The organism is Streptomyces filipinensis (genome assembly GCF_014649495.1).
GTDB lineage: Bacteria > Actinomycetota > Actinomycetes > Streptomycetales > Streptomycetaceae > Streptomyces > Streptomyces filipinensis.
Genome location: NZ_BMTD01000010.1, coordinates 219,025 through 242,733 on the forward strand (window position 1 = coordinate 219,025; position 23,709 = coordinate 242,733).

A 23,709-nucleotide genomic window follows, 5' to 3' on the forward strand; every position below is an offset into this window, starting at 1 on the left:
CCACCCACAGCCGGAGGAACCCCGTATGCCCACCACACCCCCCGGACGGCCCGCACGCCGAACCGCCGTCCACACCCTCTCCTTCTCCCTCGCCGGGGCCTGCCTGCTCCTGACCACGCCGGCCACGGCGGCACCCACCGGCCTTCCGGACGACCACTGCGCCGGCCGCACCCACCTCCGGGTCCCCGGGGCCGCCCGCCAACAGGCCGACTGCCTGGACGAACTGACCACCGCCGGCACCGTGGCCTCCGGCCACACCGACCCCGCCGACTACGCCGGCCTCACGCCCAAGGACCTGCCCACACCCTCCGGTGTCCCCGGCATCCAGATCGACGGCTACTTCCCGGACACCTCCACCACCAACACCGACCACGGATGGCACCACGACTCCCAGTTCGTCATCCGCCTGCCCGACCACTGGAACGGCGGCCTGGTCGTCGCCGGCACCCCCGGAAACCGCGAGCAGTACGCCAACGACAAGGCCATCGCCGACTGGGTGCTCGCCCGCGGCTACGCCTACGCCGCCACCGACAAGGGCAACACCGGCACGGCCTTCTACCGGGACGGCCACAGCCCCGGCGACGCCATCGCCGAGTGGAACACCCGCCTCACCCAGCTCACCCGAGCCTCACGCGCCGTGGTCACCCAGCGCTACCACCGCCCCCCGGCCCGCACGATCGCGACGGGTCTGTCCAACGGCGGCTACCTCGTACGCTGGCAACTGGAGAACCACCCCGAGCTGTACGACGGCGGAGTCGACTGGGAAGGCACCCTCTGGCGCACGGCCGGACCCAACCCGCTCACCTTCCTGCCGCCCGCACTGCGCCACTACCCCGTCTACGCCGCCGGCGGCCCCGCGGCGGCCGCCGCCCGGGACGCCCTGCACAAGGCGGGCTTCCCGGCGGGCTCCGAGTTCCTGTGGCCGTACCACCACCAGGTCTACTGGGACCTGACCCAGCGCATCTACCGGGAGGAACTCGACCCCGGCTACGACGGTGCCACCGAGGCCGGCACCCCGTTCTGCGCCTCCGGCACCCCCGCCTGCGACGCCGACTACGACTACGCGGCCCGCCCCGCCGCCGTCCGCCGCGCGGTCGGCCGGATCGCCCTCACCGGACGCATCGGCAAGCCACTGATCACCCTCCAGGGCACCCTCGACGTGCTGTTGCCGATCAGCCAGGACTCCGACGTCTACGCCCGTATGGTCCACTCGGCCGGACGGGGCTCCCTGCTGCGCTATTACCGCATCGAGGACGGTACCCACACCGACGCGCTCGTCGACGCCTTCCCCGGCCGGCTGCGCCCGATGGTGCCCTGCCACCGCTCGGCCTTCGAGGCCCTGGAACGCTGGATCACCGAAAACGTGCTCCCGCCCGCGGACCGCACGGTCCCCCGCCCGCCCGACGCGGCCCCCGCCACGCTCCTCACCACCTGCCCCCTGAGCTGAGCGGACCCGCACGCGAAGGGGCGGACCGCGCTCGGCAGGCGGCCGCGCCGAGCGGGCCCGGCCGGCCACGACGGGCCGCCGATGATCGACGGCCTGTCACGGTACTTCCGGCGGAGCCCAGGTCACCCACCAGTGCCCGGGCACGTACCATGGCCGCATGTCGTTCCTCCGCCGCCGCAGCGCCACTCCCGCCGGACCCGACTTCGACGTGCTGGCCATGGACCCGGGCGACTGGCCGGGCAACCTCGGCGCGGGCCTGCTGCCCGCCCCCGACGGCACCTGCCAGGGTGTCTTCCTGCGCTACGACCTCTTCGGCGGCCGCGGTCCCGCCATGATCATCGGCAATCTGCCGGAGGGCTCCCCGGCCCGCGAGGTCGCCGAGGGGGAGATCCCCTTCGAGGTGGGCCAGCTGCTGCTGGCGCTGGAGAACGGCGAGGAGGTCACCGTCGTCGGTGTCGAGGACACCCCGGTCCTCCAGGGCGACAACCTCCTCATCGTGCGGCGGCTGAAGCTGTCCGAGTCACGGATCTCCTGCGTCCAGTTCGACCGCAGCGACGGCGTCCTCGTCACCATCGCCGCGTGGGACCGCCCCATCACCGACGACCTGTACGCCCTGCTGAAGCCGCTCCCGGCGGAGCTTTTCCAGCAGGGCTGACGCAGGCGGCGCGCGGCTAGCCCGCCGAGCCCTCGACGCTCACGTCCGCGGCGCGCACGAACCCGACCCGGTGGCCGTACTGGATCTCGTAGTACAGGTCCTTGCCCACCACGACCCGGTGCGCATCGGTGGTGAAGGTGACCGCGTAGTAGTACTCGCCGGGCACCACGTCACCGACCACGTACTTCTGTCCGGCCGGGATCGTGTACGGCAGCGGGACGACCGCCTGGGCGGGGACGTCCGCCGGGTAGGCCTCCTTCTCCGGGTACGCGCGGCCGTACACCGGCACGCTCGCCAGACCGTCCCTCGGCGTGATCACCAGCCCCTGGGCGGGCACCGCCGTCGCCGCCTTGCGCGGGTTCTGGAACCAGGCCTTCTGACCCAGGTACCAGATCGCGGTCCAGTCGCCCCAGCGGTCCGCCACCGCGTACTGCTGGCCCGTGGACACCCGGGAGGACAGGTCGTTCACGTCGACGGTCGGGTCCTTCTTCAGACCGACGTCCTTGACCAGCGGCGCGTTCACGTCGTGGTCCGTGTACAGCCGCACCTCGCTGGAGCCGTGCGCCGCGCACGCGACACCGCTCGTGGCGCAGCCCGTGTACGTCGGCTGGTTCGCCGCGTAGTCAGGCAGGATCGTCACCAGCCCGGACGACTTGCCCGGGCTGCGCCTGAACGGGTGGCCCAGCAGCTGGAAGTAGTGCCGCCAGTCCCAGTACGGACCCGGGTCCGTGTGCATGCCGGGGACGGAGGACGCGGTCGGACCGGGCACGTTGTCGTGGCCCAGGATGTGCTGCCGGTCCAGCGGGATGCCGTACCTCTCGCTCAGGTACTTCACCAGCCGGGCCGAGGACCGGTACATCGCCTCCGTGTACCAGGCGTCCGGATCGGCGAGGAAACCCTCGTGCTCGATGCCGATGGACCGGGCGTTGACGTCCCAGTTGCCCGCGTGCCAGGCCACGTCCTTCGCCTTGACGTGCTGGGCGATCAGACCGTCCGTGGAACGCACGGTGTAGTTCCACGACACGTAGGTGGGGTCCTGGACCAGGTTCAGGACCCCGTCCCAGGTGCCTTCCGTGTCATGGATGACGAGGTACCTGATGCGCTGTGACACCGGGCGGTCGCCGAGGTCGTGGTTGCCGTAGTCGCCGTCACCGAACTCCGCGTACGGCGCCCAGACCGATTCGCAGGACACCGAGCTGGGGCACTCGACACCGTCCCGGGGCAGCGTGCGCAGGCCTGCCCGCCGCAGCGGGGCGGTGTCCGCGGTCAGCAGCGGCTGGGCCGCCAGCGCGACCAGCTGGCCGTCGTCCGTGGTGCGCTCCTCACCGGTGCGCAGGACGTCGTACACGTCGTTCGCGTACGCCGCCGCGGTCGCCGTGTCGTCGGCGCCGGAGAAGCGGGCCACCGCTCCGTACCAGTCGGCCGGGTCGGCGCTCAGCGGTTCGCCCAGCTCCTTCTGCGCGGCGGCGAGCAGGGCGGCGCCGCCGGCCACGTTCGCCGCGGGGTCGGTGCGCAGCCGCTCGGCCGGCAGGCCGGTCAGCTCCGCCGCTTTCCGAAGCGTCTTCAGGCGGGCCGGGAGCGCGGACTCGGCCGGCACCTGGACGTCGGGGTGCACGGCGGCGCGGGCCGTGTCGCCGCGGGCGTCCCCCGGGCCCTCGGCGAGGTGCTCCGTGACGGCGAGCGCGGTCCGGGCGTCCGTGAGGTGCATCGGACCGTAGCCGCCGGTCACACTCGGCGCCCCGGCGTGCCAGTCCCAGCGGGACTGCAGGTACGAGACCGCCAGCAGGACGCTCTGCGGCACGTGGTAGTCCGCCGCCGCGGTGGCGAACGCCTCCTGCAGATGGTCGGTGGAGTCCGCGGCGCTCTGCGCGGGAGCCGCGCCGAGCAGGGGCAGCAGCAGGGCCGCGGAGGCCAGGGGGCCGGCGGCCCGCCGCAGGTGTCTGTGGCCGGGTGCGGACGTGGGGTCGGTGGCGGAACCTCGCAATGCGGCCTCCTGGGACGGACGGGCGTGGCGGGGCGTGCGGCGCCGAGCTGGGTCAGTGGTACCGGCTTGCCGACGATCCGTCAATGATGCCGTCAGGACAGGGATTTCCCTTGTCACGGAGGGGTTCCGGCGCGTTTCGCGGCGGCGGCGCGCGGGCCTGCGGGGCTTCACTGGCGTACACCAGTGGCCACGGTCGGACGCGCGTACGAAGGCCGCGGCGCCGACCCGGTACCCGGCCCGGACATACGAAGGTCCGCGGTGCGCCGCCGCTCTGGCGCACCGCGGACCTCCGTCCCCGTCAGCGAGTGCCGACCGCCGCACGGACGGCCCTGCGGGCCATCTGGCAGTCGTCGTGCAGCCGCCTGAGCAGCAGCCGCTGTTCCTCGCCGGACGGCACGGCACCCGGGTGGGCCAGGCCCGTCGCCGCCGGGGCCGCGTCGTGCATCGAACGCTGCACGGCCGTCTCGTAGGTACGGATCTCCCGGGTCAGCAGCAGCATCAGGTTCACCAGGAAGGCGTCCCGTGAGGCCGGCCCCGCCGACTGGGCGATCTGGCTGATCTGGCGCCGGGCCGCCGGCGCGTCCCCGAGCACCAGCCACAGCGTCGCCAGGTCGTACCCCGGCAGGTACCAGCCCGCGTGCTCCCAGTCCACCAGCACTGGACCGGCCGGGGACAGCAGGATGTTCGACAGCAGGGCGTCGCCGTGGCAGAACTGCAGCATGCCGTGGCGGCCCACCTCGTGGGCGATGCCGTGCAGCAGCTTCTGCAGGTCGCCGAGGTCCCGGTCGGTGAGCAGGCCCAACTCGTGGTACCGGGAGATCCGGGTGCCGTAGTCCAGCGGCATGTCGAACGTGCCCGCCGGGGGCCGCCAGGCGTTCACCCGGCAGATCGCGCCGAGCGCGGCCCGGATGTCCGCGCGGGGCGGCGCCTCCGCCGGATGCCGCTGGAGCGCCGCCACCCGGCCCGGCGAACGCTCGATCACCAGTGTGCAGTTGTCCGGGTCCGCCGCGATCAGCCGGGGCACACGGACCGGGGGCCGGTGCCGGACGAACGAGCGGTATGCGGCTATCTCGTGGCGGAACCGCTCGGCCCAGGCGGTCGAGTGGTCCAGCAGACACTTGGCCACGGCCGTGCTGCGCCCTGTCGTCCCGACGAGGAGGACGGACCGTCCGCTGCGCCGCAGCACCTGTACCGGAGCGAACTCCGGGCAGATCCGGTGCACCGAGGCGATCGCGGTGCGCAGCTGCGCACCCTGGGGGCCGGACAAGTCCAGTCTCCCGCTGAGCGGTTGGGTGCCGGGCTGGCCGGGGACCCGCCGGGGCCGGCCCGCGACCGGCACGGGTCCGCCCGGTCGCGCCACCGGGTCCAGATACGGTCCGCCGCCCGCCGGGCGGGAGCGCAGCGGCCGGGGCGGGGCGGACACGGAGGACGATGCTGCGTACATGGGAGATACAGATCCCTTCGTGTGCCTGCGGTGCCTGCCTGTGGTTCCGTGCTCGGCGCACATGCGCGGGGCCCGGGCGTTCGAGGAGCCCGTACTCCGATCGCATGCACTGCGAGCGTGCGCCTGCCCGGCCCGGCCGTACGGGTGCACCCTGGGGAATGCACCCGACAGCTCGACGAGGCCGAGCTGCGACCGGGTCGGGGTGGCGCGTTCCTACTCGACACCCGATGCCCAGTGGCACACCATCTGGCGGACCCTGGCGAACCCTGGCGAATAGTCGCCCGGCAACCTCCACCGGGCTACTGTCAACTCAGCCGAGAACCTGGGGGCTTGACGTGAGCGGACAACCCAACACCCGTCTGGCGGACCTGTTCGGCCTGGCCGGCTGGTCCAAGGGCGAACTCGCGAGGCTGGTCAACAAGCAGGCGGCGGCCATGGGCCACCCCCAGCTGTCGACCGACACCTCCCGGGTCCGTCGGTGGATCGACATGGGAGAGATCCCGCGCGATCCGGTACCGCGGGTGCTGGCGGCTCTGTTCACCGAGCGTCTCGGCCGTGTCGTGACCATCGAGGACCTCGGTCTGGTGCGGCACGGGCGTACGGGAAAACGGCAGGGCGACGGGATCGAGGAACATCCCGACGGCGTGCCGTGGGCGCCCGAACGGACCGCCGCGGTCCTCACCGAATTCACGGGAATGGACCTCATGCTCAACCGACGCGGCTTGGTGGGCGCGGGTGCCGCGCTCGCCGCGGGATCCGCACTCAGCAGCGCCATGTACGACTGGCTGCGCACCGACCCGGCCCTGAAGGCCGACGCCCCCGTTCTCGACGACCCCCTGCACGCCGACCCCGCTGGGTTCGACCGCTATGAGGCCGCCCCCATCGGGTCGCAGGAGATCGAGGAACTGGAGCGCTCGGTCGAGGTGTTCCGCGCCTGGGACGCGGCCCGCGGCGGCGGGCTTCAGCGCAAGGCGGTCGTGGGCCAGCTCAACGAGGTGGGCGGCATGCTCGCCTACCACCATCCACCCCATCTCCAGCGGCGCCTGTGGGGCGTCGCCGCCAACCTGGCCGTCCTCGCGGGCTGGATGTCGCACGACGTCGGCCTGGAGCCCACGGCGCAGAAGTACTTCGTCATCGCCGCCCATGCCGCCAGAGAGGGCGGAGACCGACCACGCGCCGGCGAGGCCCTGTCCCGGGCGGCCCGGCAGATGGTGCACCTCGGCCGGCCCGACGACGCGCTGGACCTGATGAAGCTCGCCCAGTCCGGCGCGGGTGACGGTCTGCAGCCGCGCACGAAGGCGATGTTCCACACCATCGAGGCCTGGGCGCAGGCGTCGATGGGCAAGGGTCAGGCGATGCGCCGCACCCTCGGCCAGGCGGAGGACCTCTTCGTCTCCGACCGGCAGGAGGCGCGGACACCGGACTGGATGCAGACCTTCAAGGACGAGGACCTGTACGGCATGCAGGCCCTGGCCTACCGCACGCTGGCCGAGTTCGACCCGGACGCGGCCGTGCACGCCCAGCACTACGCGGAGAAGGCGCTGGCCCTGCGCGTCGACGGGCGGGAACGCTCGAAGATCTTCGACCATCTGTCCATGGCGTCGGCCTGCTTCATCGCCGACGACCCCGAACAGGCCGATCGCTACGCGCGGCTGGCCCTGATGTCGATGGGCTCGAACTCGTCGCGTCGCACCTGGGACCGGCTGCGCCAGATGTACCGGCTGACCGCCGAGTACGCCGGCTATCCGAAGATCCATGAACTGCGGGAGGAGATCCGGCTCGCCCTGCCCAAGCCGAGGGCCAAGGGCAACACCAGCGCACAGGCGTGAGCGCACAGGCACAGGACCTGTGCGCCGGACCATCCCACCCACGCACCGTTCAGCTCATGCGGTGACCCTGGCGACGAGCACGCAGGCGTCGTCCTCACGTCCCGTTCCGCCGAACTCCTCGACCACCGTGCGTACGCAGTCCTGCGCGGTGCGCGCCGCGTCGAACCGCGGGGCGAGGGCGAGCAGGCGGTCCACGGCGTCGGCCGAGCTCTGCCCCGGCACCACTCCGTCGGTGTGCAGCAGAAGGAGGTCGCCGGGTTCCAGGGTCATCTCGGCCTGCCCGTAGACGGCGCCGGAGGTGGCGCCGAGCAGAACGCCGTCCGGAGCGTGCAGCAGGCGCCCCGTCCCGTCGCGGTACAGCAGTGGGGCGGGGTGTCCTGCCTGTGCCCAGACCAGGGTGCGGGTGTCGGGCCGGTAGCGGCAGCAGACGGCGCTGCCGAGGGCGGGCTGCACGGTCGCGTCCAGTAACTGGTTGAGCATGCCGAGCAGTTCACCGGGCCGGGAGCCGGCCAGGGCCATACCGCGTACGGCGCCGAGCAGTGTCGCCATGCCGGTGGCGACGGTCACCCCGTGCCCGGTGAGATCGCCGACGCTGAGCAGGGTCTCGCCGTCGGACAGCTCCAGCGCGTCGTACCAGTCGCCGCCGAGCGGCGTGGTCGTCGTCGCGGTCAGCCGGCGGGCCGCGAGGTCGAGGGTGCGGGGCCCCTGGTGCGGGAGCCGCAGGGAGCCGCGCCAGGGCGGCAGCACCGCTTCCTGCAACTCGGCCGCCATCCGGTGCTCGGTCTGCTCCTGCCGGCGATGACGCTGCAGCGAGTCACGGGTCTCGCGCAGCGTCCCCCGGCAGCGGCGCAGCTCGCTGACGTCCCGCAGCACGGCCCACATCGAGGCGGTGCCGCCGTCGGCACCGAGCACGGGTTCGCCCATCATGTGCACCGCCCGCACACCGCGGTCGGGCCGTACGATGCGGAACTCGCCGTCGATCGGCTTGCCGTCGACCAGGCAGTCCGTGACCATCGCGGTCAGCTTCGGCCGGTCGTCCTCCAGGACCAGAGAGGGCAGTTCGTCCAGGGTGAGGGCGGGGGCGGCCGGGTCGAGGCCGAGGATCTGGTACAGCTCCCCGGACCAGGTCGCCTCGTCCGTCAGGAGGTTCCACTCGGCGCTGCCCACCCGGCTGAGCAGCGAGCCGCTCTGACCGGCGGTCGGCACGGGCGGGACCACGGGAGCCTCGGCAGGACCGGCCGGGGCGGCCGGCGCGACCTCGGGGCCGTCCCGCAGCTGGGCCAAGTGGGCGTCCAGGTCGTCCAGTTGGTGCAGTGCGAGGTCGTACAGGGCGCGCTGCCAGCGTTCCTCCGGGTCCGCACCGTCGCTCCGGGCGTCCCGCCGTACCGCGTCCACATCGCCCTTGAGCCGCCGCGTCTGCGTGATCAACGCCTCGACCGAGCCGCGTCCGGGTGGCTGGGCGGCTGGGTGGTCCGCGGAGACTGGGGACGGCATGACGCACTCCGATGGGGACGATACGGCCGGGGAGGACAGGGGGGACCGTTACGACTCTCGCACAGCCCGCGACGGCCCGTAAGGGATTTGGCACCACACGATACGGTGGTGCTTCCGGCATATGCCAGAGTCTTCCCGGAGTGATCCCCGCGCACGAATGACGTACGCGCTCGGCGGTTCAAGTCGTAGGATATGTACGGGACTTGTTCCCCTGTGGGCGGTTTCTCGTGGACGCTCACTCACGTGTTCGTCGCTCCTGTGTTCCCAGGTGCCGCGTTCGTCTTGTACCCGTCGAACTCTGACCGGATTTGGCGGCATGCGAGGCGCCTTCGAGTACTCCATACAGGCATGGACGTCATCACAGTCGAACAGCCCGCCCAGGCCCAGCTCATCACCGCCGACGACGTGGAGATCCCCGTGTCGGCCACGCTGCGCTACACCGCGGACGACCCGCTGGCCGTCCGTGTGGACTTCCCCGCCGAGGCCGCCCTGGAGGGCGAGGAGGTCACCTGGATCTTCGCGCGTTCCCTGCTCGACCAGGGACTGCGGGCCCCGGCCGGCCACGGGGACGTGCAGATATGGCCGTACGGCCACACCCGTACCGTCGTGGAGTTCCACTCGCCCCACGGCCTGGCGCTGCTGCAGTTCCCCGCGTCCGCCCTGCGCCGCTTCCTGCTGCGCACCTACGCGGCGGTGGCGGCCGGGCAGGAGGACGTGGCCGGAGTGGTGGAGCGGGGACTGAGCGCCCTGTTCGGCGGGGTGTAGGGCCGGCGGGGTCCGCGCTTCGGCGGGGTGCGAGGGGAACCCCGGACCACTTCGACTTCTGTTCACCTCCGCCTCATCGCACCGGTATGGACCCTGTCCCTCACCACGGGCACCCTGGCGCGCGGTGTGCCGCAGGGGCACTCCGGTGACGAGGACGGGGCCAATGACACCGATCAGCCGAAGAGGCTTCGTGGGGCTCGGCGCGTCCGTGACGGCGGGTGTGGCGCTGGGCGCCGGCACACTCCCCCGGAGCTCGGATGCGCTCGCTCTGGGAGGTACCCCCATCACGGCGGCCGCCGCGACCACGGCGACCGGCACGATCAGGGATGTGCAACACGTGGTGATCCTCATGCAGGAGAACCGCAGCTTCGACCACTACTTCGGCCGTCTGAAGGGTGTGCGCGGCTTCGACGACCGCAGCGGCATCACCCTCAGCGGCGGCTCCCCGGTCTTCAACCAGCCGAACGGGACGGGCCGCCAGTACCCGTGGAAGCTCAGCGCGACGCCCTCCGCCGGCGGCAAGGACGGCGAGACCCTGGCCCAGTGCAACGGCGACCTGCCCCACTCCTGGTCCTCACAGCACTCCGCCTGGAACAAGGGCCGCATGGACAACTGGGTCGCGGGTGTCGGCAACGTCCGCTCGCTCGGCTACCTGGACCGCTCCGACATCCCCTTCCACTACGCGCTCGCCGACAACTACACCGTCTGCGACGCCTACTTCTGCTCCGCGCTCAGCGCGACCGGCCCCAACCGCACCTACCTGTGGAGCGGCAAGGTCGACTCCTCCTCCTACGACGGCGGCGACGAGTCCGGCCTGACCTGGCAGAACTACGCCGAGGCACTGCAGGCCGCCGGGGTGAGCTGGAAGGTCTACCAGAACGCGGCCGACAACTACGGTGACAACGGCTGCGCCTACTTCAAGAACTTCGCGAACGCCAAGGCGGGCGACCCGCTGTACGACCGCGGCATGTCCTCGGTGCCGAAGGCGACCGGCTCGACCCCCGACGACATCGCCGCGGCGATCAAGGCCGACGTCGTCGCGGGCACTCTCCCGCAGGTCTCCTGGGTCGTCCCCAACCAGGCCTTCTCCGAGCACCCCTACGCCCCGCCCGGCGACGGCGCCCACTTCATCAGCCTCGTCTACCAGGCCCTCGCCGCCGACCAGGACGTCTTCGACTCCACCGTCCTCTTCCTCAACTACGACGAGAACGACGGCTACTTCGACCATGTGCCCCCGCCGGTACCGCCCGCCGGAACGGCGGGCGAGTTCCTGGGCGGGGTGCCGTACGGCTTCGGCTTCCGGGTCCCGATGATCGTCGTCTCGCCCTGGACGCGCGGCGGCTGGGTCTCCTCGGAGGTCTTCGAGCACACCTCGGTGCTGCGTTTCCTGGAGACCTGGACCGCCGCCCTGGGCAAGCCCGCCAAGTGCCCCGACATCAGCGACTGGCGGCGCAAGGTCAGCGGCGACCTCACCGGCGTCTTCGACTTCGCCCACCCGGTCCACGGCCCGGTCTCCCTGCCCGCGACCAGCGTCATCGGGATGAGCACCTGCGGCCCGCTGCCCAACCCGGTGCCGACGGACAACGCCCTGCCCTCCCAGGAACCCGGCACGCGCCCGGCCCGCGCGCTGCCCTACCAGCCGAACGGCTACCTGGACCACCTGGAGTTCGGCGCCGCCGGCAAGATCCTCGCCTGGTTCACCATGACCAACCAGGGCGGCCCGGCCGCCCGCGCCGCCCACTTCTCCATCCATCCCCACGCCTACCGCGACACCACGCCCTGGCAGTACACGGTCGACGCCGGCGGCACCGCCACCGACTCGTTCAGCATCGGAACGGGCTACGGCGACGGCGCGTACGACCTCACCATGGTCGGGCCCAACCGCTTCCTGCGCCGCTTCCAGGGCGACGCGACCAAGGCCGGCAAGTCGGCGGAGGTGAGCACCCGGTACGCGGTCGAGCCGGGCACGGGCAAGCTCGCCGTCTATTTCAAGATGGCCAACTCGGGCACGGCGTCCGTGAGGTTCACCATCACCTCCGACCACTACCGCAGCGACGGCCCCTGGACCTACACCGTCGCCCCGGGCGCCTCGACGGAGGACTTCTTCAACGCGGTGGCGTACCAGAACGGCTGGTACGACTTCACCGTGACGGTCGACTCCGACGCGACCTGGTCGCGCAGGTTCACCGGGCACCTGGAGACGGGCGCGCCCAGCGTCAGCGGCTGACCCCGGCGTACAGGTCCGGGCGCGGGGCGAGGCCGACGGCCACCCGGCCGCCGGTCTCCAGCGCCCGGACCCCCGCCTCGGCGACGACGGACGCCGCGTACCCGTCCCAGACGCTCGGACCGGTGACCTCGCCGCGCCGGGTGGCGTCGACCCAGGCCTGCACCTCACGGTCGTAGGCCCCGGCGAAGCGGACGAGGTAGTCCTGTGCCACGTCCTCCCGGGCGCCGCCCGCGGTGGTGACCACCATGGTGTGCTCGTCGCCGATCCGCGCGCTGCCCCGCTCGCACACCGCCTCGCAGCGCACCTGATACCCGAAGCCGCAGTTCACGAAGACCTCGACGTCGACCAGCGCGCCCCCGTCGGTCTCGAACAGCACGAACTGCGGGTCGAGCAGGCCCTCGGGGGCGTGCGCGGAGGGCCTCGGGCGCAGCACGGTCACCGCCGTCAGCTCCTGGCCGAGCAGCCAGCGCGCCGCGTCGATCTCGTGCGAGACGGAACTGTTGATCAGCATGGCGCTGCTGAAGTGGCCGGGGGAGGAGACGTTGCGGTGGGTGCAGTGCAGCATCAGGGGCCGGCCCAGGCCGCCACCGTCCAGCAGGGCCTTCAGCCGGCGGTACTCGGAGTCGTAGCGGCGCATGAAGCCGACCTGGGCCAGCCGGCGCCCCAGCCGTGCCTCGGCCTCCACGACCCTCAGCGCGCCGGTGGAGTCGGGCACCATGGGCTTCTCGCACAGCACCGGCAGCCCGCGGGCGAAGGCGGCGAGCAGGGCCTCCTCGTGCGCGGGACCGGGGGAGGCGATCAGGACGGCGTCGACACCGGGCGCGTCGAGCGCGGCCACCGGGTCGGTGTGCACGGTGACTCCGTCGAGGCCGGCCACCGCTTCCCCGGCCCGCTCGGCCGCGGGGTCGGCCACGGCCGCGACCCTGGCTCCGCTCACCACGCGGCCGAGACGTCGTATGTGGTCGGCTCCCATGTGCCCGGCACCCAGTACCGCCACTCCCAGCAGGTCACCCATGCGTGCGCTCCCTTACGCCGACGATCACGCCGTAGCGTACGCCGGGCAGGGAGCGCCGCCGGGGGGCCGTTGCCGGGGGAAGGCACCCGGTGGGGGAGTGTCAGTACCGCAGCACTCCGGCGATCCCGTTCGCGTCGCCCAGCGTGCCGTCGGGCACGAAGCGGACGTCGGCGCCGGTCTCCAGGCACTGCTCGACGATCTCGTCCACGATGTCCTCGCGGGCGTCGAGGTCGCCGGACTCGGCCGGCACCAGATGCGCGCCTAGGTCGCTGGCGTCCGCCCGGAAGTTCTCCTCCACGGCGAGCAGCCGGACCCGGCCCTCACGGGCGCTCTGCCACAGCTCGTCGAGACCGGCCGCGAAGGTACGGTGACCGCGGGCCGAGGTCAGTTCCCGGACGATGCCCGTGGTGTCCTTGCGGGCCTCCGCCTCCAGCACCGGCCGCAGCGCCTGCCACACGGCCTCGGGACCGGCGTGCGCGAGGCCGCCGTGCGGGACGTGGACGGCGGCCTTCGCGACACTGCCGACCTCGTCCAGCAGGGACAGCGCCGCCTGATCGCCGGTGACGTACACGGGCCGGGGCTGGTCGCGCAGGACCGTGCTCATGGCGGTGTCGGCCTCGCGCAGGAACTGGCGGGTGCCTTCGTCGCTGAACGTGCTCGGCAGGCCGCCCGTGCGCATCTGGCGCTCGGGGTCGAAGTTCTCCTGTCTGCGCTCCAGCGGGAAGCCGCCCGTGCGGTCCTGCACCACGCGGTCTTCGCCGCCGCTCCACAGGGTGACGTGGTCCGCGGAGACCGACAGCACCCAGAAGGGACGCTCGGCGGCCTGCGCGGCGACCAGGTTGCGGGTGAGGAAGGTGTCCGAGAGCACCACCCGTTCGGGGACGGTGCGGGCCAGGGACCACACCTGGTGCTCGCCCGGAGCGGCGAAGATCACCAGGCCGTCCTCGGCATGCGTCAGGTCCACTTCCGTCAGTGCCCGGTCGAGCTGCGCGACGACGTCGTTGCGCCGCTCACGGGTGACGGAGGGGTCGGACTCCAGGCGCCTGCGGGCCTCGGTGACCACGTTGCGCAGCCGGACGGGATCCTGGCCGTTCTCGGGTTCGCGGCGGTGCGTCGGGGTCAGTACCGACACCGCCGGATACGGGCGCGGGCGCCGGAGTTCGGCGAGGGTCGCGGGACTCAGTGCGTGCTCCATGACAGCACGATAGGTCCGATTCACATGTACGGCATTCGGGGTAATCCGGACCGAAGGTCACCGTCGGGTCTCTCTGCCGGGCCACGGTGACGCGGCGGCCCGCGGACCGTTACCGTACCGGCCAGTAACCGGATCGTGGCGCACCCTGGAGGCCTGACATGCCGCAGCTCGAACTCGACGGAGCGGCTCTGACGTACGACGACGAGGGTCCCCGTGACGCACCGGAGGTGCCGCTGGTGTTCGTCCACGGCTGGACGGCCGACCGGCACCGCTGGGACCACCAGGTCGCGCACTTCTCGCCCAGACGCCGGGTGATCCGGCTGGACCTGCGCGGGCACGGCGAGAGCACCGGTTCCGGCGTGTGCACCATCGCGGAGCTGGCGCGGGACGTCCTCGCCCTCCTCGATCACCTGGAGGTCGAACGGTTCGTGCTGGTCGGCCACTCGATGGGCGGCATGATCGCGCAGACCATCGCCCTGTCCCATCCCGAGCGGGTGCGGCGGATGGTGCTGGTGGGCTCCATCGGCCGGATGACCTACAGCCGCGGCCGGGGTCTGCTCATGGCCGCCTCCACCTTCGTGCCGTACCGGCTGTTCGTCGCCGCCAACATCCAGCGCGCCTTCGCGCCCGGCTATCCGCGCGAGGAGATCCGCGCGCACATCCGCGCCTCCGCCGCGACCCCGCGCGAGGTCGTGATGACCCTGTACGGCGCGATGCGCGCCTTCGACGTCCTCGACCGGGCCGGCGAGATCCGGACGCCCACCCTGATGGTGCACGGCTACCACGACGTCCAGCTGCCGGTGCGGCAGATGCTCCGGATGGCCAAGGCCTACCCGGACGCGGTCGTGCGCATCCTGGACGCGGGCCATGAGCTGCCTCTGGAGAGGCCGGCCGAGCTGACCGCCCTACTGGATGGATTCGTGACGGAAAAGGCCTGACCCCCGCGGCGCTTGGGGAAGTTTTTGCCTGTGGCCGGTTCCTGACGGCACCGGCCCGGTGGCGCGGGCTTCACGGGATTTCACGCGAGCAAAATACGGCCGAAATCATGGGGGAGAGGGTGGCCGCCGGTGTTACGGCCGCGTTGACTGCCTCGGGCAACCGGCGGAGGCTGACCATATAGGTGCTAGATACAACTGGTTTTGCGGACCGGTCCCTGGGTCACCTGGGAAGGCTGAGGTGAGGGGGAGGCGGTCTCGCGCCGGAGGCAGGAGGTAGCGCATGTGCGGCATCACCGGATGGGTCTCCTTCGACCGCGATCTGACCACCGAGGCCACCACTTTGCATGCGATGACCGAGACGATGGCCTGCCGCGGCCCGGACGACCGCGGCACCTGGGTGCAGGGCCCGGCCGCCCTGGGGCACCGCCGGCTCGCGATCATCGATCTCCCCGGCGGCCGGCAGCCGATGGCCCTCGACACCCCCGAAGGGCCCATCGCCATGGTGTACTCCGGGGAGGCGTACAACTACACGGAACTGCGCCGGGAACTCCAGGCCCGCGGCCACCGGTTCACCACCGACTCCGACACCGAGGTCGTCCTGCACGGATACCTCGAATGGGGTGACGCGGTGGCCGAACGGCTCAACGGCATGTACGCGTTCGCCGTCTGGGACGGCCGTCACGACAAGCTCGTGATGATCCGCGACCGCATGGGCATCAAGCCGTTCTACTGCTACCCGACCCCCGACGGCGTCCTGTTCGGCTCCGAGCCGAAGGCGATCCTCGCCAACCCGCTGGCCCGCCGACGGGTCGCGCTGAACGGGCTGCGGGAACTGTTCGTCCTGGTCAAGACGCCCGGACACGCGATCTGGGACGGCATGCGCGAGGTGGAACCCGGCACCGTCGTCACCGTCGACCGCTCCGGCCTGTCCACTCGTGTCTACTGGCGGCTGGAGACCCGTCCGCACACCGACGACCGCGACACCACCATCGCCACCGTGCGCTCGCTGCTCGACGACATCGTGCGCCGCCAGCTGGTCGCCGACGTCCCGCGCTGCACCCTGCTCTCCGGCGGCCTCGACTCCTCGGCCATGACCGCGATCGCCGCCCGGCAGCTCGGCGAACAGGGCGAGAAGGTACGCAGCTTCGCCGTCGACTTCGTCGGCCAGACCGACAACTTCGTCGCCGACGAACTGCGCGGCACCCCCGACACCCCCTTCGTGCACGACGTGGCCGAACTCGCGGGCACCCACCACCAGGACATCGTGCTCGACGCGCAGTCCCTCGCCGACCCCGCCGTACGCGAACAGGTGCTCCGCGCCCGCGACCTGCCGGCCGGGTTCGGCGACATGGACGCCTCGCTGCTGCTGCTCTTCCGCGCCATCCGCGAGAAGTCCACGGTGGCCCTGTCCGGCGAGTCCGCCGACGAGGTCTTCGGCGGCTACCTGCAGTTCTTCGACGAGGAGGCGCGCCACGCCGACACCTTCCCCTGGCTGGCCAGCTTCGGCCGGCACTTCGGCGAGGACGCCGACGTGCTGCGCGCCGACCTCGTCAAGACCCTGGACCTGGACGGCTACGTCGCCGACGGCTACCACACCGCCGTCGCCGCCATCGACCGGCTGGACGGCGAGAGCGACTTCGAGTACCGGATGCGGCGGATGAGTCATCTGCACCTGACCCGGTTCGTCCGCGCCCTGCTCGACCGCAAGGACCGGATGAGCATGGCCGTCGGCCTGGAGGTCCGGGTCCCGTTCTGCGACCACCGGCTGGTCGAGTACGTCTACAACGCCCCCTGGGCGCTGAAGTCCTTCGACGGCCGGGAGAAGAGCCTGCTCCGGGAAGCGGCCGCGGACGTCCTGCCGCGCTCGGTGTACGAGCGGGTCAAGAGCCCGTACCCGTCCACGCAGGACCCGCGGTACGCCCGCGCCCTGCAGGAACAGGCCAAGGAACTGCTCTCCCGGCCCTCCCACCGGGTCTTCGACCTGATCGACCGCGACCGGCTCCGCCAGGCCGCCGAACGCGAGGCGCCGGTCAGCACCCAGGCGGCCCGGCGAGGCCTGGAGCGCGCCCTGGACCTCGCCCGCTGGCTGGAGGTCTACACGCCCGAGGTGACGCTCAGCTGAGCCCGATGGCCCGGTCCGCGGCCGCCGCCGTGGGCTGCCACCACGTCGTCACCGGCTCCCACACCAGGACCTGCTTCCCGGTGCCGAGCCGTGCGGCGGTGAAGGAGCGGCCCCAGTGCGCGGCCGAGGCGGCCACGGTGATGGTGTCCGTCCGGCGGGCCTCGGGATCCGCCGGATCGCCGATGGTCCGGATGTCGGCGTAGGCGGTCCCGCCCGCCGCGAGCCGGTAGCTGCCGGCTCCGCCCCGCGGCGTCGGCAGGGCGGCGCCGTCCAGATCCCCGAAGGTCACCGTGGGCACCCGGTCCACCACGCACGCGCGCAGCCCGTGGTGGGTGACGCTCACGCGCACCACGGTCGGGTCGCCGGCCGCGGCCCTGGCCCGGACCGTCAGCGACTTCTCGGCACAGCGGACGGGCTGGGCGTGGCCCGTGGCGGCCTGGCTCTGCGGCGCGGTCAGCAGCAGGACCGCCGTGGCGGCCGAGGCGGCGGGCACGGCGATGGCGGCGCGGATGCGCATGGTGGTCTCCCCCAGTCGTGGTCACGTACGGGATGCGGCGGCTTCAGCGCGCCTGCCCAGTGTGACGGCCGGGATGCGCCGGAGGTTGTGCCGGATTCGCACCTGTGACCCGGTTGCGCCGGCACTGTCATCAGTTGGTGGTGTTCGGGGTGCTGCTCCATTCCCCACCGTCCGCCGGGCAGGAGCTGCCGCTCGGGGGCAGGGTGCCGTAGAGGAGGAAGTCGTCGACCTTCCGGTGGACGCACTTGGACGAGCCGTACCCGGTGTGGCCGTCGCCCTTGTTGTCGAGGACCACGGCCGACGGGCCGAGCCGTGCCGCCGTCTCCACGGTCCACCGGTACGGCGTCGCCGGGTCGCCGCGTGTGCCCACCAGCAGCATCTTCGCCGAGTGGACGTCCTTCACCCGGTCGCGGATGAAGTCGGTGCCCTGGGGCCAGCCGTAGCACATGAGCAGCTGGGTGAGCCGGTAGCGGCCGAAGACCGGCGAGGCCTCGTCATACGCGGACCGAAGGCTCCTGAGGTCCTTGGTGAGCTGGGCCGCGTCGGGCCGGTCGGGGTCGTCCGCGCAGTTGATCGCCATCAGCGCGGACGCCAGGTTGTCCGACGGGACGTTCTGCGGATCGACCAGACCGCCGTCCTGCGGACGTCCCCCACGGGGCGGCGCGGCGCCGCCGTCGGCGAAGTTCAGCACGCCCCGCGTGTCACCGTCCTCCGTCAGGGAGGCCAGGGCGCGCTCCAGGGCGGGCCACAGCTGCTTGCTGTAGAGCGCCTGGCCGATCGCGCCCACCAGGTCCTGCCCGGAGAAGGTGCCGCCGAAGTCCATCGGTACCGGGTTCTTGTCGAGCGAGTGCACGAGCCGGACCACCTGGTCCTCGGCCGCCCGCCGGTCCTGGCCGAACGGACACGCGACGTCCGTCGTACACCAGTCCAGGAAATCGTCCAGCGCGGTCTGCTCCCCCTGGGCGCCGGCCACCCCCTGTTCGGACAGCGGCTCGGTCAGGGTGTCCACACCGTCCAGGGCGATCCGGCCGACCTTGTCCGGGAACTGTGCCGCGTACACCGCGCCGAGCCGCGTTCCGTAGGAGAAGCCGAGGTAGTTGAGCTTCTTGTCGCCGAGGGCCTGGCGGATGACGTCCAGGTCGCGGGAGGCGTTCACGGTGCCTATGTGCCGCAGCACCGGGCCGGAGTTCCGGGCGCACTCGCCGACAGCCGTCCGCAACTTGGTGAGCAGGGCCTGCGGATGGGCGAGGTCGGCGCGGTCGCCCGCCGCGTCCGAGGCCTCGTCGCCGCCCTCGCCGCAGCTGACGGGGGAGGACCGGCCGACGCCGCGCGGGTCGAAGGTGACCACGTCGTAGCCGTTGGTCAGATCCATGAACTCCTTGCCGCCGGAGGCGAGTTCGGATATGCCCGCGCCTCCCGGGCCGCCGAAGTTCAGCAGCACCGACCCCCGCGACGCGCCGGTCGCCCGATAGCGGGCCAGGGCCACGTCGAGGGTGCCCGCGCGGGGCCGGGCGTAGTCGAGCGGGACGGTGACCTTCGCGCACTGGAGGTCCTTCGGCATGTCCGGGCCCTTGCAGGCCGCCCAGGTCACCTTCTGCCGGTAGAACCGGGACAGGTCGGGCTGCGGCTCCGGCCGGTCGGTAGCGGCTCGGGGCAGCCCGGCACCGAGCAGTGCCAGGGCGAGGGCTCCGGCGCCCGCGCAGCGCCGCGCGGCGGGCCGTCTGGACAGCTTGGCCAGCATCGATCGCCTCCCGGGACGCCTGTCGCGGACCGGGGGGACGGCGCCCTCGACCCACCATAAGCGGGCCCCGGAGGGGCCGCCTCCGGACGAGCGGGGCGGCGCCCGGTGCCGTACCCTTCGCGCCCTCCATGCCCGTTGGAGATCATTGAGAGGCTTTACATGCAGTTCGATAACAGTGTCGCTCGACGGGGTGAAAGACCGATAAGCCATAACTCGGATGGTTCTTCTGCGTTCTATGAGGTGCGGGTGAGTGCCCGCTACGACCTCTGGAAGGCAGGGAACTATGAGACGGGCTACCCGAAACGGTGTGATCGCCGTCGTCGCCGCTTCCGGGGCGATGGCCCTGGCGCTGCCGGTGTCCGCCGCCTTCGCTGCCGATGGCGCCGGCGCCGACGGCTCCGCGGCCGGCTCGCCCGGGCTGATCTCCGGCAACGGCATCCAGCTTCCGGTGCACGTGCCGGTCAACGTGTGCGGCAACACCGTGAACGTGGTGGGGCTGCTCAACCCGGCGGCCGGCAACGCCTGCGCGAACCGCGGGGGCGCCAAGGCCGGGAAGTCCGCGTCGGGCGGGGCGTCCGCGCACGGCGGGGCGCAGGACTCGCCCGGCGTGGTGTCCGGCAACGACATCCAGCTCCCCGTCGACCTTCCGGTCGACGTCACCGGCAACAGCGTCAACGTGGTCGGCGTGGGCAACCCGGCCGGGGGCAACCGGTCCGTCAACGGTGAGGCGCCCGGTACCCCCCGTCACCCGCGTACCCCGGCTCCCAAGCCCCCGGTGCGCGCGAAGCACCGTGCGGGCCCGCGCGTGCAGCCCGTCGCGCAGTCGGCGGTGCTGGCCCACACCGGAATGGACGTGACGACGCCCGCCGTCGCCGGCAGCGCCACGCTCCTCCTCGCGGGCACGGCCCTGTACCGCCGTTTCCGCTCCGGTCACACCGGCTGACCGGCACCCTCCGAGACCCCACCGGACGTCGGCCCGGTGGGGTCCGGTCCGTCCACGGCCCGGTGGTGTCACCAGGCGCGGTGGACCGCTCCGCCGTCACCCCGTGCGGACTGTTCGTGGCGGTGCCGGCGCCTTCCCCGCGTGACCGGTTCGCCGGCGCGTGCCGCGCCAGGTGACCGCCACGCTCGCGACGACGGAGAGGAGGACCGAGCCGCCGGCCACCGAAGCGACCGTCGCCACGTCCAGGTGAAGGCGGACGTCGGTGGAGGTCGCCTGGGAGAGTCCGGACGCCATGCCGGCCAGTGGCCCGAGGGTGACCAGGACGCCCAGGGCCGCGCCGACGGTGGCGACGAGTGAGCTCTCGGCGACCGAGAGGACCAGCAACTGCGCCACCGTGCCGCCGGCCGACCCCAGTACCCGGAAGTCGCGCCCGCGGCTGTGCGCGGACATGCCCGTGCTGTTGGCCACCGCGATGCCGCTGTAACCGACGGCGATGACGATCAGCAGGGCGGCGAGGCTGTCGGTCAGCCTCGCGTCGGTGTCGTAGTCGTCGAGCGCGTACCGCATCGCGTCGTGCACGGCCGAACCGGGGACGGCGGTGGCCTTGGCGCCGGCGGGGACGAAGATGTCGTCGGTGAGCGCGGCCGGGTCGTGCCGGCGCACCAGCGACCGGGCGACCACGAAGTCGCCGCGCGCGGGGGCGTCCGGGAGGACCCGCGCGATGCGCAGCCTGACCGTCGCCCCGTCGGCGAACCGCACGTCGTGCTCGTCGCCGGCCCGGACGCCGAGGAAGGACGCCATGCGCGCGCCGAGCACCGCCTGGCCGGGCCTGTCCCAGCGCGGGTCGCGCGAGCCGAGCACATCGATGACGGACCGCCGGCCGCCCTTGTCACGGACGAACGCGCGCGTGGGCACCGCGGCCTTGCCGACCGGATTGGCGGCGACCACCTCGTCGGTGTTGCCCGGCGTGCCGTCCGGCGTCACGATGACCTGCCCGCGGAGCCGGAGGGCGTCGCCCGCGGGGTAGGCCACGCGCATGGTCTCCACCATGCCGCTGAGCACGACGGCGAAGCCGACGGCGGCGATCACCGGGGCGGCGAGGGAGGCGGCCCGGCGCGGGTGCGCGTGCAGCTCCGCCCGGACCAGCAGCGCGATGGCCGAACCGGACCGCTCGAACGGCTTGGTGAGCAGCCTTCCGACCGGCCCGACGAGCACCGGCGCGAGCAGGGCGGCCGCCACGATGAACACCATCGTGGCGAGGATCGCCGTGTCGATCCGGCGGTCGGCGGCCACCGAGGCGGTGACGATCGCGAGCACCACACCGATGCCGAGCACGCCGGCACCGGCGATCCAGCGCGTGCGGCTCATGGCGCCTCCGCCGGCGCGGCTGTCCAGAAGGGCCTCGGTCGGCGCCACCCCGGCCGCCGTCCGGCCGGCCGCCCAGGCTCCGGCGACACTGACGGCGACGCCGGTCGCGGCGGCCGTGCACAGCGGCCACGGCGCGACGCGCAGCGTCACCCCGGGCGGAGCGACGTCGAGCCCCCGCAGGATGCCCTGGAGCAGCGGCGCGGCCGCGATGCCCGCCAGGCACCCGGCCACCGAGCCGAGCAGACCGATGACCAGGGCCTCGCCGAGGAGCATGCCGCGCACCTGACGCGGTGTGGCGCCGATCAACCGCAGCAGGGCGAGTTCCCGCCGGCGCAGACCGGTGGCCAGCACCAGCAGGGAGGCGACCAGGAAGACGGTGGTGAACAGGCCGAGCGCGGCCATGGCGCCGATGAGCTGCGTGCCCAGGAACCTCTTGTGGGTCACGTACGCCGGCTGGAGTGCCGAGCGGCCGTCGCCGGTGACGACGCTGGCCTGGGCGCCGACGACGGCCTCGGCCCCGGCCTTGACCGTGTCGAGTGGGACGTCCTTGGCGGTGAGGAGGGCGATGGCGGTGACGCCGGGCTGCTGGTGCGCGGCGAAGTCGTCGGTGAAGTAGTAGCCGGGCCCGTCGACGGTGCCGGCGACGCGGAACCGGGTGCGTCCGGCGGTGATGTTCACCGTGATGCTGCTGCCCGCGGCCACACCGAGAGAGCGGTCCACCACGACCTCGCCGTCCGAGGCCGGGGCTCGCCCGGAGACCAGCCGGTACGGCGCCAGCCGCACGCTCGACCAGCCGTGGCCGGCCTCCTCGGCGCCCTCGTCCCGCACCGGTTCGTCACCCCGGAAGGCCTGGGCGTAGAAGGAGCGGTCGACGACCACGGAGGCCACCCCGGGCACCTCGCGCAGCCCGTCGGTGATCGGCTGTGCCTCGCCGCGGCTCCACGGCACCCGGTCTTCGGGGCTGCCGTCCTCGTCCACGGCCCGCTCGGGAAGGGCGATCACGGCCGCGGCGGACAGCCGGGACCGGACCTCGGGCAGGGACGATTCGTAGATGGTCAGCGTCGTCGTGACGAGGGCCACGCCCACCAGTACGGCCGCGAAGGCCGCCAGGAAGCCGCTCCAGCGTTCGCGTACGTTGGCGAGGACGAGCATCACGCCTCCAGCCGGGCCATGTGGGCGGCGATCGAGGCGGCGTCACGGTTGCCCGAACGGCGCCCGAGGCTCATCCGGTCCGTGATGCGACCGTCCTTGAGGAAGACGACGACGTCGGCCGCCGCGGCGGCGACCGGGTCGTGGGTGACCATGAGGGTGGTCTGGCCTTCCTCGTCGACCAGCCCGCGCATCGTCCGCAGCACCTCGCGCGAGGTGACCGTGTCCAGGGCGCCGGTGGGTTCGTCGGCGAACAGGACGTCCGGCCGGGTCACCAGCGCCCGGGCGAGAGCCACCCGCTGCTGCTGTCCACCGGACAGCTCGCCGGGGCGGTGGCCGGCGCGGTCCGCCAGGCCGACCGCGGCGAGGGCGTCGGCGACCTGCCCGCGGCTGACCCGGCGCCCGGCGAAACGGGACGGCAGTTCGACGTTCTGCGCCGCGGTCAGGGACTCCACGAGGTTGTAGGCCTGGAAGACGAAGCCGATGTGGTCGCGCCGCAAGATCGTGCGCTGCCGTTCGTTCATCTGCCCGATGTCGGCACCGGCCACCAGCACACGGCCGCCGGTGGGCCGGTCCAGGCCGGCCGCGCACTGCAGCAGTGTGGACTTCCCGGAGCCGGACGGGCCCATGATGGCGGTGAACGTCCCTCGGGGAAAGCCGATGGAAACGCCGTCCAGTGCGGTCACGGCGTGGTCGCCGACTCCGTACTCCTTGTGGACGGTGGTGAGCCGAACCGCGTCTGACGCGGGCTCCTGCCTGGTGGTTGTCATGGTGACGAGTGCACCGGAGGCGCCCGCGTCACCGCACTGACCTGCGCACCACTTTGCAAGTAGAGCCAGCTCCACCGTAGTTGGACGGACGGCCGGGATACCGTGG

General features: G+C 72.5%; 17 protein-coding genes. 8 read left to right on the forward strand and 9 right to left on the reverse strand.

Annotated features, from left to right (window positions below):
- Nucleotides 1-25: 25 nt before the first annotated feature.
- Both IE244_RS23040 and IE244_RS23045 read left to right on the forward strand, forming a co-directional pair.
- On the forward strand, nt 26-1,447 hold the full coding sequence (locus IE244_RS23040; protein WP_191875450.1) for a 3-hydroxybutyrate oligomer hydrolase family protein: 1,422 nt from the start codon (nt 26-28) through the stop codon (nt 1,445-1,447).
- A 157-nt stretch (nt 1,448-1,604) separates the two neighbouring features.
- Nucleotides 1,605-2,102 (forward strand): hypothetical protein, encoded by a 498-nt coding sequence (locus IE244_RS23045; RefSeq protein ID WP_191875451.1) that lies wholly within the window; start codon nt 1,605-1,607, stop codon nt 2,100-2,102.
- 16 nt (nt 2,103-2,118) lie between these two features.
- Here the strand turns inward: IE244_RS23045 and IE244_RS23050 are convergent, their stop codons facing one another.
- Nucleotides 2,119-4,086: an N-acetylmuramoyl-L-alanine amidase gene (locus IE244_RS23050; protein WP_191875452.1), complete on the reverse strand. Its 1,968-nt coding sequence runs from the start codon at nt 4,084-4,086 to the stop codon at nt 2,119-2,121.
- Between the two features lie 298 nt (nt 4,087-4,384).
- Nucleotides 4,385-5,530, reverse strand: coding sequence for an aminoglycoside phosphotransferase family protein (locus IE244_RS23055; protein ID WP_191875453.1), 1,146 nt, complete (start codon nt 5,528-5,530; stop codon nt 4,385-4,387).
- Between the two features lie 335 nt (nt 5,531-5,865).
- On the opposite strand from IE244_RS23055, the gene IE244_RS23060 reads away from it, so the two are divergent.
- Entirely contained in the window at nt 5,866-7,359 is a 1,494-nt protein-coding gene (locus IE244_RS23060) for a DNA-binding protein NsdB (RefSeq protein ID WP_191875454.1), read from the forward strand.
- Nucleotides 7,360-7,413: 54 nt separating this feature from the next.
- Here the strand turns inward: IE244_RS23060 and IE244_RS23065 are convergent, their stop codons facing one another.
- Entirely contained in the window at nt 7,414-8,853 is a 1,440-nt protein-coding gene (locus tag IE244_RS23065) for a PP2C family protein-serine/threonine phosphatase (RefSeq protein ID WP_191875455.1), read from the reverse strand.
- A gap of 348 nt (nt 8,854-9,201) precedes the next feature.
- Here IE244_RS23065 and IE244_RS23070 point away from each other — a divergent pair, with 348 nt between their 5' ends.
- Entirely contained in the window at nt 9,202-9,618 is a 417-nt protein-coding gene (locus IE244_RS23070) for an SsgA family sporulation/cell division regulator (RefSeq protein WP_191875456.1), read from the forward strand.
- A 163-nt stretch (nt 9,619-9,781) separates the two neighbouring features.
- Nucleotides 9,782-11,845 (forward strand): phosphocholine-specific phospholipase C, encoded by a 2,064-nt coding sequence (locus IE244_RS23075; RefSeq protein ID WP_191875457.1) that lies wholly within the window; start codon nt 9,782-9,784, stop codon nt 11,843-11,845.
- On the opposite strand, the gene IE244_RS23080 is transcribed toward IE244_RS23075, so the two are convergent.
- Both IE244_RS23080 and IE244_RS23085 read right to left on the reverse strand, forming a co-directional pair.
- On the reverse strand, nt 11,835-12,860 hold the full coding sequence (locus tag IE244_RS23080) for a Gfo/Idh/MocA family protein (RefSeq protein ID WP_191875458.1): 1,026 nt from the start codon (nt 12,858-12,860) through the stop codon (nt 11,835-11,837). The two genes, IE244_RS23075 and IE244_RS23080, sit on opposite strands and share 11 nt — an antisense overlap.
- A gap of 100 nt (nt 12,861-12,960) precedes the next feature.
- Nucleotides 12,961-14,055 carry a baeRF3 domain-containing protein gene (locus IE244_RS23085; protein WP_191875459.1) on the reverse strand — a complete coding sequence of 365 codons (1,095 nt, stop codon included), beginning with the start codon at nt 14,053-14,055 and terminating at the stop codon, nt 12,961-12,963.
- A 158-nt stretch (nt 14,056-14,213) separates the two neighbouring features.
- Between IE244_RS23085 and IE244_RS23090 the strand changes: the two genes are divergently transcribed.
- Together IE244_RS23090 and asnB are read left to right on the forward strand one after the other, a co-directional pair.
- A complete protein-coding gene (locus tag IE244_RS23090) occupies nt 14,214-14,993 on the forward strand; it encodes an alpha/beta fold hydrolase (RefSeq protein ID WP_191875460.1) in 780 nt (259 codons plus the stop codon).
- Between the two features lie 280 nt (nt 14,994-15,273).
- The gene (gene asnB / locus IE244_RS23095; RefSeq protein WP_191875461.1) at nt 15,274-17,115 is read left to right on the forward strand and encodes an asparagine synthase (glutamine-hydrolyzing); all 1,842 of its coding nucleotides are present in this window, start codon (nt 15,274-15,276) and stop codon (nt 17,113-17,115) included.
- Here the strand turns inward: asnB and IE244_RS23100 are convergent.
- Both IE244_RS23100 and IE244_RS23105 read right to left on the reverse strand, forming a co-directional pair.
- Nucleotides 17,108-17,632, reverse strand: a complete 525-nt coding sequence (locus IE244_RS23100) for a DUF4232 domain-containing protein (protein ID WP_191875462.1) — start codon at nt 17,630-17,632, stop codon at nt 17,108-17,110. The two genes, asnB and IE244_RS23100, sit on opposite strands and share 8 nt — an antisense overlap.
- A gap of 130 nt (nt 17,633-17,762) precedes the next feature.
- Entirely contained in the window at nt 17,763-19,373 is a 1,611-nt protein-coding gene (locus IE244_RS23105; protein ID WP_191875463.1) for an alpha/beta hydrolase, read from the reverse strand.
- 283 nt (nt 19,374-19,656) lie between these two features.
- On the opposite strand from IE244_RS23105, the gene IE244_RS43025 reads away from it, so the two are divergent.
- A complete protein-coding gene (locus IE244_RS43025; RefSeq protein WP_191875464.1) occupies nt 19,657-20,316 on the forward strand; it encodes a chaplin in 660 nt (219 codons plus the stop codon).
- 96 nt (nt 20,317-20,412) lie between these two features.
- On the opposite strand, the gene IE244_RS23115 is transcribed toward IE244_RS43025, so the two are convergent.
- Both IE244_RS23115 and IE244_RS23120 read right to left on the reverse strand, forming a co-directional pair.
- Complete coding sequence (locus tag IE244_RS23115; RefSeq protein WP_191875465.1) at nt 20,413-22,836, reverse strand: FtsX-like permease family protein; 2,424 nt, start codon at nt 22,834-22,836, stop codon at nt 20,413-20,415.
- Complete coding sequence (locus tag IE244_RS23120; protein ID WP_191875466.1) at nt 22,836-23,603, reverse strand: ABC transporter ATP-binding protein; 768 nt, start codon at nt 23,601-23,603, stop codon at nt 22,836-22,838. Before IE244_RS23120 ends, IE244_RS23115 begins: the two co-directional genes overlap by 1 nt.
- Nucleotides 23,604-23,709 lie beyond the last annotated feature (106 nt).